The organism is Rhodococcus sp. 008 (assembly GCF_001682295.1).
In the GTDB taxonomy this organism is placed as follows: domain Bacteria; phylum Actinomycetota; class Actinomycetes; order Mycobacteriales; family Mycobacteriaceae; genus Rhodococcus_F; species Rhodococcus_F qingshengii.
In genome coordinates, this window is sequence record NZ_CP012749.1 from 915800 (window position 1) to 928181 (window position 12382).

At 63.1% G+C, this 12382-nt stretch carries 13 protein-coding genes; 8 read left to right on the top strand and 5 right to left on the bottom strand.

All coding sequences use genetic code 11. The features are described from left to right. Positions 1–753 carry a winged helix-turn-helix transcriptional regulator gene (locus tag AOT96_RS04260; protein ID WP_003939728.1) on the bottom strand — a complete coding sequence of 251 codons (753 nt, stop codon included), beginning with the start codon at positions 751–753 and terminating at the stop codon, positions 1–3. Positions 754–894: 141 nt separating this feature from the next. Here AOT96_RS04260 and AOT96_RS04265 point away from each other — a divergent pair, with 141 nt between their 5' ends. The 8 genes from AOT96_RS04265 to AOT96_RS04295 all read left to right on the top strand — a co-directional run bounded on the left by AOT96_RS04265 (position 895) and on the right by AOT96_RS04295 (position 6144). Continuing rightward, entirely contained in the window at positions 895–1674 is a 780-nt protein-coding gene (locus tag AOT96_RS04265; RefSeq protein ID WP_065351339.1) for an LmeA family phospholipid-binding protein, read from the top strand. Further along, a complete protein-coding gene (locus AOT96_RS04270) occupies positions 1671–2147 on the top strand; it encodes a thioredoxin family protein (protein WP_003939684.1) in 477 nt (158 codons plus the stop codon). Before AOT96_RS04265 ends, AOT96_RS04270 begins: the two co-directional genes overlap by 4 nt. A 31-nt stretch (positions 2148–2178) precedes the next feature. Then, positions 2179–2244: a putative leader peptide gene (locus AOT96_RS36535; protein WP_371734792.1), complete on the top strand. Its 66-nt coding sequence runs from the start codon at positions 2179–2181 to the stop codon at positions 2242–2244. A gap of 131 nt (positions 2245–2375) precedes the next feature. Further along, complete coding sequence (locus AOT96_RS04275; RefSeq protein WP_003940408.1) at positions 2376–2846, top strand: DUF4395 domain-containing protein; 471 nt, start codon at positions 2376–2378, stop codon at positions 2844–2846. Between the two features lie 74 nt (positions 2847–2920). Beyond that, the gene (locus AOT96_RS04280; protein WP_003939859.1) at positions 2921–3754 is read left to right on the top strand and encodes a sulfurtransferase; all 834 of its coding nucleotides are present in this window, start codon (positions 2921–2923) and stop codon (positions 3752–3754) included. 2 nt (positions 3755–3756) lie between these two features. Then, positions 3757–4062 carry a DUF1416 domain-containing protein gene (locus AOT96_RS04285; protein WP_003939797.1) on the top strand — a complete coding sequence of 102 codons (306 nt, stop codon included), beginning with the start codon at positions 3757–3759 and terminating at the stop codon, positions 4060–4062. 258 nt (positions 4063–4320) lie between these two features. Further along, positions 4321–4959, top strand: a complete 639-nt coding sequence (locus tag AOT96_RS04290) for an FABP family protein (protein ID WP_197523642.1) — start codon at positions 4321–4323, stop codon at positions 4957–4959. Positions 4960–5103: 144 nt separating this feature from the next. After that, entirely contained in the window at positions 5104–6144 is a 1041-nt protein-coding gene (locus AOT96_RS04295; RefSeq protein ID WP_065351341.1) for a type IV toxin-antitoxin system AbiEi family antitoxin domain-containing protein, read from the top strand. A 233-nt stretch (positions 6145–6377) separates the two neighbouring features. On the opposite strand, the gene cydC is transcribed toward AOT96_RS04295, so the two are convergent. Genes cydC through AOT96_RS04315 form a run of 4 tightly spaced genes read right to left on the bottom strand, consistent with a single transcriptional unit; the run spans position 6378 to position 12355 of the window. Further along, the gene (cydC, locus tag AOT96_RS04300; protein WP_065351342.1) at positions 6378–8066 is read right to left on the bottom strand and encodes a thiol reductant ABC exporter subunit CydC; all 1689 of its coding nucleotides are present in this window, start codon (positions 8064–8066) and stop codon (positions 6378–6380) included. After that, positions 8056–9744 carry a thiol reductant ABC exporter subunit CydD gene (gene cydD, locus AOT96_RS04305; RefSeq protein WP_065351343.1) on the bottom strand — a complete coding sequence of 563 codons (1689 nt, stop codon included), beginning with the start codon at positions 9742–9744 and terminating at the stop codon, positions 8056–8058. Before cydD ends, cydC begins: the two co-directional genes overlap by 11 nt. A 58-nt stretch (positions 9745–9802) precedes the next feature. Further along, positions 9803–10846, bottom strand: coding sequence for a cytochrome d ubiquinol oxidase subunit II (gene cydB / locus AOT96_RS04310; RefSeq protein WP_003939727.1), 1044 nt, complete (start codon positions 10844–10846; stop codon positions 9803–9805). 9 nt (positions 10847–10855) lie between these two features. Next, positions 10856–12355, bottom strand: coding sequence for a cytochrome ubiquinol oxidase subunit I (locus AOT96_RS04315; protein ID WP_065351344.1), 1500 nt, complete (start codon positions 12353–12355; stop codon positions 10856–10858). Positions 12356–12382: the final 27 nt, after the last annotated feature.

The following is a 12382-nucleotide window of genomic DNA, read 5'->3' on the forward strand; positions in this document are numbered from 1 at the left end:
TCAGACCACCGATCCGTCGGCCGCGTCGTAGTCGACGTCCTCGTCGTCCTCGAACTGAACGGGAGCAGCTGCGCCACCCTTGGCCCTGGTCGGACGCACTGCCTTATATCCGACATTTCGGACTGTACCGATCAAGGACTCGTATTCGGTGCCGAGTTTCGCCCGCAGACGACGCACGTGGACGTCGACCGTCCTGGTGCCGCCGAAGAAGTCGTAGCCCCACACTTCCTGCAGCAGCTGCGCCCGGGTGAATACCCGTCCGGCGTGCTGCGCGAGGTACTTGAGCAGCTCGAATTCCTTGTAAGTCAAATCAAGGGGCCGTCCACGCAGTCGTGCCGTGTACGTCCCCTCGTCGATAACCAGTTCGCCCAGCGTGATCTTTCCCGACGCTTCCGGACTGGCCACACCGCCGCTGCGGGCGACCAACAACCGCAATCGGGCGTCCACCTCAGCCGGACCGGTACCGGGAAGCAGGATGTCGTCCAACCCCCAGTCGGCGTTGACGGCAACGAGTCCGCCTTCGGTGAGGACGGCGACCACAGGTACTGCGGATCCTGTGCTTCCGAGCAATCGACACAACCCGCGTGCGGCAGCCAGATCGGTGCGCGCATCCACCAATGCCACGTCCGCGGAACTTGCCTCGAGTAGCGAGGAAACCTCTGTGGGGGCAGGCCGAACCGAGTGCGCCAGCAACGCCAACGCCGGTAGTACAGCTTCCGGGTTGGGGTCGGAGGTGAGGAGGAGCAGTTCCACACGGCCTCCTATCTAGTAGCCCGCGCAACCCGTGAGGGCAACGCTCGAGTAGTTCGACGCTTTTGGTCGGTCCCTACATTAGCGTGCCTGGTACCGGGGCCGTCGCATCGAACCCCGACCGGAGTCCGTCACAATGGTGCGGTGCGCAAACTGATCATCGGCATCGTCTTTCTCCTCGGCCTCGGACTGGTGGCCGATTTCGGCGCGGCCGCGTACGCCGAGTACCGGGTTTCCCGCGAGCTCCGAACCGGCGCATCACTCGAGTCGGATCCGGAGGTCACCTTCAACGGGTTCCCCTTCCTCACCCAGGCACTCGGCGGGAAATACAAGGACGTCTACGTCAGAGCTACCGGCGTCCAGAGCGACGTGGTGGGCGAAGTGACCGTCGAGGCCGATCTGCGCGGGGTCACCGTTCCCTTCTCCGACATCGTGAACGGCAATGTCACCCAACTCCCCGTCGACAAACTCGACGGCCGGATGGGAATCAACGCCACCGACCTCGGAAAGCTGCTCAATATCCCTGACCTGCAGGTATCTTCGCCGCCGGCCAACAAGTCGGATGGCACCGGGGGCAGCGGCGGAACCGGAGCGAGCACCGCGGGCGCCGTCGTGCTGACGGGAACGGTTGCCGTCGGCCCGGTCGAGACTGCAGTGAGCGTGCAGGCCAACCTGGTTCTGGAAGGTGGGCAGGTCAAGATCGTCGCCAGCAATCTGTACTTCGGTCCGGAGGGCAAAGCCGATTTCTCGATCCCCGCAGCACTCGAACCCGTCGTCCTCGGACTGTTCAGCTACACGATCGATCCGCAGGCACTCCCCTACGGAATTCAGCCGAGCCTGGTCTACGCGGAAGGCGGAAGAATCGTGATCGAAGGCAGCGCCGAAAACACGACGATCGATCTCGCAGGGCTGCAGAACCGATGACCGGGATCACAATTCTGCTGGTCGCGCTGGTCGCCGTCGTCGCGGTCGGGCTCTTTCTCAAGTCGCGCAACGGAAAGGTCCGAGTCACCACGCCGGCCGCGACCGGCGCGGCGGACAGTCGCCTCGAACTGCTCCGCGCCGCTGGAGTCTCTTCGCCGAACGGCGGACCCGTCGTACTGCATTTCTCTGCCGACTGGTGCGGACCGTGCGCGGCAGTACGCCGCGTCGTCGGTCAGGTCGTGATCTCGATGGCCGACGCTCCCCGTCCGCCGGTGGAGATCGAGCTCGACATCGACAAGGAACCGGCTCTGGCACGCGAGATGAGTGTCCTCTCGCTGCCCACCACCTTCATCCTCGACGGTGGCCTGGAGGAACAGTTCCGGGTGTCCGGAGTGCCATCCGCAGCCGATCTGAAAGCTGCACTCGTACCACTATCCGGACCCCACGAGCCAAAATCCGAGAATTCGGGGTAAACTCGCCGACGTGCAAACCCGCCACGAGCTGATGCTCACCCGACGCCGCGCAGTAGACCTGTGCCGCCTCGGGGGCTGTTGCTGTACCTGTTGCTGATCACCACATCCGTCAGATCTCTCTGACCTTCGAGCTTTCGCTCACGTGATCAATCCACCGAGTGGGACTTTGACGTCCCGTTTTCTCGGCCCAGGCACAGCATCATGCAATCCAGCGCAGGAGCACTCCCGATGTCCACAACCACACCCCAGCTCGAGCAGGTCGACGTCCGCGGACCTCGATTCGCCGCGTGGGTCACCACCGGCGTTCTCGTACTCACGCTCATCCTCTCGACCTTCTCACTGCCTGCCGCCACCGTCGTTCTCGCACTGCAGGCCATAGTCTTCGCGGTCGGAGCGGTACTCGGCCCCAAGCGCAGCCCGTACGGCCAGATCTTCGGCAAGCTCGTCGCCCCGCGACTCTCGCCGGTCAGCGAACGCGAACCCGTGGCGCCGCTGCGCTTCGCGCAGTTCGTCGGCTTCGTCTTCGCACTCGCCGGCACGGTCGGTTTCCTGGCCGGGTCGACGATCGTTGGCACCGTTGCCACCGGCTTCGCCTTGTTCGCGGCCCTGCTCAACGCCGCGTTCGGCATCTGCCTCGGCTGCCAGATCTATCCACTCGTCGCAAGGCTGCGAAATACCGGCCGCGCTACCACCGCGTGAAAACGCTTGCCCCACAACCCTGCTGAACCCCTGCTAGATAACGACCGATGCAAGACCACATCGAAAGGAACACCATGGCTCGCTCCGACGTCCTAGTCTCCGCTGACTGGGCTGAGCAGAACCTCAACACCCCCAAGACCGTTTTTGTCGAGGTGGACGAGGACACCAGCGCATACGACGGCGGCCACATCGAGGGTGCAGTCAAGCTCGACTGGCGCAAGGACCTCCAGGACGGCGTCCGACGCGACTTCCTGAACCAGGAGCAGTTCTCGGATCTGCTCTCCGCCAAAGGCATTGCGAACGACGACACCGTCGTTCTCTACGGTGGCAACAACAACTGGTTCGCCGCTTACGCTTACTGGTACTTCAAGCTGTACGGCCACCAGGACATCAAGCTGATCGACGGCGGCCGCAAGAAGTGGGAACTCGACGGACGCCCGCTCTCCAAGGACGCAGTCAACCGCGAAGCCACGCAGTACAAGGCCGAGACCCCCGATTTCTCGATCCGCGCATTCCGCGACGAGGTCATCGACGCCATCGGCAGCAAGAACCTCGTCGACGTTCGTAGCCCTGACGAGTTCTCCGGCAAGATCCTCGCTCCCGCCCACCTTCCGCAGGAGCAGGCGCAGCAGCGTGGCCACGTCCCCGGAGCCATCAACATCCCGTGGAGCACCACCGCCAACGAGGACGGCACCTTCAAGTCGGACGACGACCTCGCCAAGCTGTACGCGGAAAAGGGCTTCGACGACACCAAGGAAACGATCGCCTACTGCCGCATCGGCGAGCGTTCGAGCCACACCTGGTTCGTCCTGCAGGAGATCCTCGGCAAGAACAACGTCAAGAACTACGACGGCAGCTGGGTCGAATACGGCTCACTCGTCGGCGCACCGATCGAATTGGGAGCCTGATCATGTGTGGAGCACCTACTCAGGGCCAGACCCTGCCTGCCGGCGTCGACGTCGAGAAGGAAACGGTCATCACCGGCCGCGTTCTCGCAGCTGACGGCCAGCCCATCGGCGGCGCATTCGTGCGTCTGCTCGACGGCTCCGGAGAGTTCACGGCCGAGGTCGTGGCATCGGGAACCGGCGATTTCCGCTTCTTCGCCGCTCCGGGCGAGTGGACCGTGCGTGCACTGTCCAGCTCGGGCAACGGCACCTCCACCGTCGCTCCCGAGGGCTCGGGCGTGCACAACGTGGACGTGACCGTCAGCAAGTAATTCCTGCTTTGTCAGGCGGCCCCGCACCCCTCCGGTGCGGGGCCTTCTGCATTCCGGCTCCCGATTTTTCCGGTCGGTCGCCGCGGTCTAAGATGTACCCGTGGTCATTTTCTTCGAGGTACTCCTCGCACTCGCATCCGTCATGATCGCTTGGTTCTCCGTGTACGTCGTGTACCGCTTGGTCACCGACGAGTCGTGAGTCAGGCTCCGGATTCAGGGTCCGACGCGACCGCTGACGATTCCGCCGCTGCAGGTGCCGTGAGGCGCGGCAGCGGGGACGAAGCTGTCGCCATCGCCGTCGAGCGCTCCAAGTCGACGGCGTCGCTCAACATTCCGACCCTGCCGGACCTTCCGTTGCCGGAGGACACCGCAAACCTGCGCCTCGGCCCGGATATCAATCCCGAACTCCTCGCGCTTCTCCCCCTCGTCGGTGTCTGGCGAGGCGAAGGTGAAGGACACGACGAGAACGGCGACTACGCCTTCGGTCAGCAGATCGTCATCTCGCACGACGGCGGCCCGTACCTCAATTGGGAGTCCAGATCTTGGCGCCTCGACGCCGAGGGCAAGTACGTGAGCCCTGATCTGCGCGAGAGCGGTTACTGGCGCATGGGCGGCGACGGCATCCCGGGCAGCGTCAACCAGGAAGTGGTCGAACTCCTGCTCAGCCACAGCTCCGGTGTCGTCGAAATGTACTACGGGCGCGCACTCACCCAGGCGTCGTGGGAACTTGCCACCGACGTGGTGATCCGCAGCCAGTCCGGTGCACTGTACGGCGGCGCGAAGCGTCTGTACGGCATCGTCGAAGGCGGCGACCTCGCGTACGTCGAAGAGCGGATCATGTCTGACGGTGGCCTGGAACCGCGTCTATCGGCCCGCCTGACGCGCTACGTCGGCTAGCTCTGCTGTGCGCCTTTATTAACCCCCGGCGGTTAATAAAGGCGCACAGCAGATTTATCCACAGGCACCGACAAATTCCACAGGCGGACTTCGGAGCGGCATCTTCGACCGATTCTTGTCGGTCCGCGATCTGACGGTATTCGCATGAGCTGCGACTACATCGATCCTGATCTCCGAAGACTCTTCGACTTCCAACACGGACTCGCGACCAATAAACAACTACGCCCTTTCGGCTATTCACCGCGGCGCATCCAACACCTGGTCGAATCGGGTCAATGGACAACCGTCCTCCACGGCGTTCAATCCAGCACCAACGGCCCGCTCAACCGTGCAATGATTCTCGAGGCCACCCTTCTGTTCGGCGGCGGAGAGACTTACCTGAGTCACCGGACGGCAGCTGAAGAGTGGGGACTCACGCACATCGAGTCCGAACTGCCGGTCCACATCACGGTCCGATACGGCAGATCCTCGCGCTGTCAGAGTCCGACGGTCAGACCCGAACGCTCCCCGGCGCGCCCCGTTCCGTTGGGGTGGTCCACTGCCCATCCCGGAGTGATCGTTCATCGTTCACGCGCTCAGGCCCACATCGGCGTTGCCACTCAGCCTGCTCGTACTTCGCTGGCCGACACCGCAATTGACCTGGCGGTTGCAGAGCCGTCGGCTCGCGACGCCGCTCGTTCTCTGGTTCGCTCCGCCACGGCGTGCAAAGTGTCACGAATGGAATTGCGCACCCGAATGGAATGCCGCCGGCCGAGGCGATATGTCAAAGCGCTGTCCTCGACATTGGACCTGTTGGATCGCGGTGTCCAGTCGGTACTCGAACATCGCTACGCAATCGAGGTCGAGCGCGCACACGGTTTGCCGGAAGCACGACGGCAATCGCCGGTCCTCGTCGATGGGAGAACTCTCTACGAGGACGTCGACTACCGCAATTGCGGTGTCGCACTGATCGTTCGACTCGACGGATTTGCCTTCCACTCTTCTCGGGCGACTGCGCTGCGGGATCGTCGGCGAGGAAACGCATCCGAACTGTCAGGCAACGCCACACTGGTCTTCGGTTGGGAGGAGGTGGAGGGGGCCTCGTGCCGAACTGCAGCCGAGGTCAGAGCGATCCTCGAGCGCGGTGGATGGTGGGGGCCTAATCCTTGTCCACGCTGTGCGCCTTTATTAACCGCCGGGGGTTGATAAAGGCGCACGGCACGAAGCGACCCCCGAGCCACACCCACGCTTTCGCGCGGATCCCGGTCGGACTGATCGGGGGCTCGGGGGTCGGGTGGCTGCCTGGGATTCGCCGGCCGCTCACGCGGTAAGTGAATTCCATCAGCGATTGCGGCTAGCTGGCAGCCACCTCACGCGTCCGTCTGTACTTCAATTTCAGACCACCTCCTTCCTTGTGTACAGGAGAAAGTACGCCCACTTCACGATGACGGCAACGTATTTTCCACAGAAACTTTTCCGACGCATATCACCTGGTCAGCTGGTGTGCCGTCCGGAAGTTGGTGGGTGACGACAACAACGGTTCGCGAAGAATCGACCAGCGTTGCGTCGCGACTGAGCAACTCGCGGAGCAACTGATCGCCCGCCTCCGCGTCCATGTGCTCGGTCGGCTCGTCGAGCAGCAGTACCTCCGCGGGCGAGACGATCGCGCGCGCCAACAGCAACCGACGACGCTCACCGCCCGAAACCGCTCGCATGCCGCCGACCAGGTAGGTGTCGAGCCCTTCCGGCAGTTCCGACAGCCAGTCGCCGAGACCAACTGCGGCAAGTGCCTTCTCCGCGTCCTCGGCGGTGAGGTCACCCCGCGCGACGCGCAGGTTCTCGAGTACCGACGTCTCGAAGAGGTGTGCGTCTTCGGCGAAGTACCCGACGTGCCTGCGCAGTTCGGCCGGATCGACTTCCGAAACATCCACTACGCCAACGCGCACTGTTCCCGCGATAGGCGGCAGCAGTCCCGCCATCGTCATCAGCGCGGTGGTCTTTCCGGATCCGCTCTCGCCGACGACGGCAACACGAGCACCGCGAGGAAGATCCACCGACAGCGGTTCGGTCACCTTTCCCCCGGGCCAACCCGCCCGCAACGCGTGCACACTCAGGACCCCGTCCTCCGGCCACGCACGATTTCCTTCAACGTGTTCGGCGTCGGCTCGATCGAGTACCGCCATGATGCGTGCCGACGCCAGCCTCGCCTTGGTCAGTGCCACCGCCGCGCTGGGCAGTATCGCGGTTCCTTCGAAAGCCGACAGCGGAAGCAGTACAAGGATTCCCATGGACATCGGTGACATGTCGGTGGTTCCGTACAGCGAGATTCCGATCAGCAGGGCACCGAGGACGCTCACTCCGATTGCCAGGGGCGTGGCAGCGGCGGCAAAGGCACTCGGGACCGCCGCGCGATCGGTTGCGTCGACCACATCGTTCTCGGCAGAGACCGCCTCGCTCACCGCCTGGTCCAAGCGACCCGATACCCGGAGCTCGGCGGAATGGTCGAGGGCGGTCACCGCGGACTCACTGAATCGCGCTGCGGCAGCAGAACTGTCGGCCTCGGCGAGACGAGCAGCACGAGCCGACAGCCAGGGTGCCGCGATCCCGGACACCGCCAGCGCAACAGCCAGGATGAGCGCGGCCGGAACCGAGATGAACAACAGGATTCCCACCGCAGCAAACGCGAGGACAATCGAGACCGCAATCGGGATCAGTGCTTTGACGACGACGTCGCCCAGTGCATCCACGTCGGCGCCCGTACGTGAGAGCAGGTCACCGCGTCGTAGTCCGGCTGCTGCCGCGGGATCTCCTGCGGCCAACTGCTGGTAGATCCTCGATCGCGCCGCGGTGGTTCCGCGCAACGCGACGTCGTGCGTCGTCAATCGCTCGAGGTAGCGGAAGACACCACGCGAGATTCCCAACGCGCGTACGGCAACCACAGCGACACTGAGGTCGAGAACGGGAGGCATCTCCCAAGCCCGCGTGATCAACCATGCGGACAGCGCCGCCAAGGCGAGTGCGCTACCGAGTGTCGCCACACCCGCCGCTACCGCCGTCAGTACGCGTCGTGGCCGAAGTTCCAGTAGCCGCAGAGCACGCAGGAGCGGATCGTGAGTTTCATTTCTCATGAGCGTGTACCTCGACGATCCGGTCAGCTGCGGCAAGCACACTCGGACGGTGGCCGATCACGACAACGGTGTCGCCACGCTCCGCCCGTGCTCTCAGAGAAGCCAACACTGTCCCTTCCGAATCCGAGTCGAGGTGAGCGGTGGGTTCGTCCAGGACAAGAACTGCGCGGTCCGAGGCAAGCACGCGTGTCAGTGCCAGCCGTTGCCGCTGCCCCAAAGACAGACCTGTACCGCCGACGCCGATCACGGTCTCGACGCCCGCAGGCAGCTCGGCCAGTACCGCGTCGAATCCCGTCGCAGCAGCGGCGTGGGTCAGTGCTTGCGCATCGACGACCCCGGTGAGATCGAGATTTTCACGAACGGTGCCGGGTAGGAGGACCGGATGCTGGGGAAGCCAGGCCAACTGACTCCACCACGCGTGCTCGTCCAGGTCTCGGACATCGACGCCGGCGACCGTCACACGCCCACTGCTCGGTTCGATCAACCCGAGCAGCGCGTGCACTGCCGTCGACTTGCCGCAGCCGTTGGGACCGGTGAGCACGGTGATCGCCCCTGGCGATGCCATGGCGGAAAGTCGAGACGGTGCGACTCCCCCACGAGAGGCCACACCGAGTCCGTCGAAGACGATGTCGGCGCCTCGAGCGACCACCGTCGTGCTACCACCCTCCGGCGCGGCAGAATCCGCCTCGATAACCTCGAATGCCTTGTTGGCTGCCGCCATTCCGTCCTCGGCGGCGTGGAACTGGGTTCCCACCATCCGAAGTGGCAGGTACACCTCGGGGGCGAGGATCAACGCGACTATCCCCGGCTCGAGTGACATGTCGCCGTACACCAGTCGCAAGCCGATACTCACGGCCACCAACGCGACGCAGAGCGTTGCGAGCAGTTCCAACACCATCGAGGACAGGAACGCGACGCGGAGAGCTGACATCGTCGTTCGCCGATGAGCGTCACCGAGTTCACGGACGCGCTCGGCAGGACCTTGCTGACGACCGAGCGCCCGCAGCGTCGGCAAACCGGCAAGAAGATCGAGCAGTTGCGAAGACAACGTGGTCATCGCTGCCAGCGTCTTCTCCGACTTACCCTTTGTCAGCAAGCCGATCAGAATCATGAAGATGGGGATCAGCGGCAGCGTCACGAAGATGATGACCGCAGACGTCATGTCCTGCACCGCAATGACTATCAGGGTGATGGGTGTCAGCGTCACCGACAAGACCAGGGCCGGAAGGTATCCCGTCAGGTACGGACCAAGGCCGTCGACACCTCGGGTGACCACGGTCGCGATCTCGTCACGCCGCGGATCCAGATCGCGAGGACTCATCGCCGTCGCCGACGTCAGCACGCCGTTCTTGATCTCGGCAACGACGCGAGTCGACGCCCGGTGCGCATACCTGGTCTGCAACCAGGTCCCCAGAACTCGGACCGCCACAGCTGCGGCGAGAACAACCAATTCGGTTGTCCACGAGGAAACATCCACAGTTCGAGTGGTGATCACTCCGGCCAGCACCCGGCCGATCATGAGCGCCGCGACGATGACCATCACGACGTTCACCATCGACAGAGCGACCGTGAGGATCAGATAGCCGCGCGCAGAAGCGGAATGTCGCCACAGCCGCGGGTCGATCGGCCCCCGGCGACGCTCCCGAGTGGTGGGAGCGTCACCTACTTCGATTGTCACGTGAATTCGACCGTCAGTTCTTTCGTGTTTCGAATGTGTCGTGATTCAAGGTTGGTGACTACCACGTCTTCTCCTTGAATCGCAGACCGATCGACGCCGGAATCTGCTTGGAGGAGATGCGCTGTCGGAACACCCAGTACGTCCAGCCCTGGTAGATGATCACCACCGGCGTCATGAATGCCGCGGCCCACGTCATCACCTTGAGCGTGTACGGACTCGACGACGCGTTCTCGATGGTCAGGCTGTACGCCGGATCCAGCGTCGACGGCATGACGTTCGGGAACAGCGAGGCGAACAGCAGCACGACGGTGGCGATGACGGCCACACAGGTGAGAACGAAGGCCCAGCCTTCGCGCTCGGCCCGCGTCAGGAAGACGACGCCGATCAGTGCCGCAGCAGCGGCAGCTACCAGAATCCACGTCCATCCCTTGCCGTAGGCGAGTTGCGTCCACAGAACGAATCCGCCGGCAACAGGAATAGCTGGAATTGCCAGTCGTGCAGCAATTTTCACGGCATCTTCACGAACCTCATCGGCACTCTTGAGCGCCAGGAACACAGCGCCGTGGAGAGCGAACACCAGAGCGGTGGTCAGACCGCCGAGCAGTGCGTAAGGATTGAGCAGATCGAAGAATCCCGACTCGACCTGCTTGTCGGCGTTGATCGCCACGCCCCGAACGATGTTCGCGAAAGCCACGCCCCAGAGAACCGCCGGGACCCAGGAGCCGAAGATGATGCCCCAGTCGCAACGCTGACGCCATTTGTCGTCGTCGATCTTGCTTCGCCATTCGATGGCACAGATACGAACGATCAAGGCCACCAGGATGATCAGCAGCGGTAGATAGAACCCGGAGAACAACGTCGCGTACCACTCCGGGAATGCCGCGAACATCGCGCCACCGGCGGTGATCAGCCACACTTCGTTGCCGTCCCACACCGGGCCGATCGTGTTGAGCGCCACCCGTCGACGCGTATCGGCCGGGAGGTCACTGCCTCTGCCGACGATCGGCATGAGCATCCCGACACCGAAGTCGAACCCTTCGAGGACGAAGTAACCGATGAACAGTACTGCGACGAGCACGAACCATACTTCTTGAAGTCCCATGATCGCCTCCTAGTACGCGAACGACAGTTGTTTGGGCTTGTCCGGATCTTCCGGCTCGTCATGATCTGCATCGCCTGGTGGATGCATGTCGTGCTCCAACGGGCCTTCCTTCGCGTACCGCACGATCAGCTTGAACCAGACCACACCCAGCGCTCCGTACAGGAGGGTGAAGGTGATCAGCGAAGCCCAGACGGTAGCCGACGCGTGGTCCGAAACACCTTGGTCGACAGTGAGTCTGATCATGTCGACGCCGGTCGGATTGGGATGCACCACCCAGGGCTGACGGCCCATCTCGGTGAAGATCCAGCCGGCGCTGTTCGCCATGAACGGAGTGGGGATCGCGACCAGGCTGAGGATTCCGAACCACTTCTGGTCCGGGACCCGCCCCTTACGAGTGACCCACAGTCCCGCGAGAGCCAGTGCTGCCGAACCGGCGGCGAGGCCGATCATGGCGCGGAAAGACCAGTACGTGACAAAGAGATTCGGTCGGTAGTTACCCGGTCCGAAGTCCTGCTCCGCCTGCTCCTGCAGTTGGTTCACGCCTTGCAGTTCGACGCCGGTGAACTTGCCCTCGGCCAACCATGGAAGAACGAACGGCACCTTCAGAACGTGCGTCACGCTGTCACAGTTGTTGTGAGTGCCGATAGTGAGGATCGAGAAGTCCGGATCCATCTCGGTGTCGCACAGCGATTCCGCCGACGCCATCTTCATGGGTTGCTGCTGGAACATGAGCTTGCCTTGGACGTCACCGGTATAGATGATGCCGATTCCGGCCACGATCATGACGAGCAACGCGAATCGTGTTGCCGGGCGGTACATCGTCCGTGCGTCGGCTTCGAGGCGCTCGGCTTCGGCGGCCTCAGCCTGCTTGGCGCGGCGCATGTTCCGCACCATCCACCAACCACTGATGCCGGCGACGAACGTCGCCGCTGTCAGGAAGGCGCCGGCAACCGCGTGCGGGAAGGCAGCGAGAGCGGTGTTGTTGGTCAGCAGCTCCCAGATACTGGTGAGCTCGGCACGACCCGTTTCAGGGTTGTACGTCGCACCGACCGGATGCTGCATGAACGAGTTGGCCGCGATGATGAAGAATGCCGACGCGTTGACGCCGATCGCCACAAGCCAAATGCACGCCAGGTGTACAAGTTTGGGCAGCCTGCCCCAACCGAAGATCCAGAGTCCGATGAAGACGGACTCCATGAAGAAGGCGACGAGGCCTTCCAATGCGAGCGGAGCTCCGAAGACGTCACCGACGAATCGCGAGTACTCGCTCCAGTTCATGCCGAACTGGAACTCCTGCACGATGCCGGTGGCTACACCGAGTGCGAAGTTGATGAGGAAAAGCTTGCCGAAGAACTTGGTGAGCCGATACCAGTGGTCCTTTTTGGTGACCACCCACATCGTCTGCATGATCGCGATCATCGGCGCAAGTCCGATGGTCAGCGGAACAAGGATGAAGTGGTAGACGGTAGTGATACCGAACTGCCACCTGGAGACGTCCAAAGTATCCATTGGCTACTCCGAGAGTAGGGCCCTGGG

Bases quoted from the DNA above. Each gene is read 5' to 3' on its own strand.
- AOT96_RS04270 (WP_003939684.1), top strand. From the start codon at position 1,671: ATGACCGGGATCACAATTCTGCTGGTCGCGCTGGTCGCCGTCGTCGCG.
- AOT96_RS04275 (WP_003940408.1), top strand. From the start codon at position 2,376: ATGTCCACAACCACACCCCAGCTCGAGCAGGTCGACGTCCGCGGACCT.
- AOT96_RS04280 (WP_003939859.1), top strand. From the start codon at position 2,921: ATGGCTCGCTCCGACGTCCTAGTCTCCGCTGACTGGGCTGAGCAGAAC.
- AOT96_RS04285 (WP_003939797.1), top strand. From the start codon at position 3,757: ATGTGTGGAGCACCTACTCAGGGCCAGACCCTGCCTGCCGGCGTCGAC.
- AOT96_RS04295 (WP_065351341.1), top strand. From the start codon at position 5,104: ATGAGCTGCGACTACATCGATCCTGATCTCCGAAGACTCTTCGACTTC.
- cydC (WP_065351342.1), bottom strand. From the start codon at position 8,066: ATGAGAAATGAAACTCACGATCCGCTCCTGCGTGCTCTGCGGCTACTG.
- cydB (WP_003939727.1), bottom strand. From the start codon at position 10,846: ATGGGACTTCAAGAAGTATGGTTCGTGCTCGTCGCAGTACTGTTCATC.
- AOT96_RS04315 (WP_065351344.1), bottom strand. From the start codon at position 12,355: ATGGATACTTTGGACGTCTCCAGGTGGCAGTTCGGTATCACTACCGTC.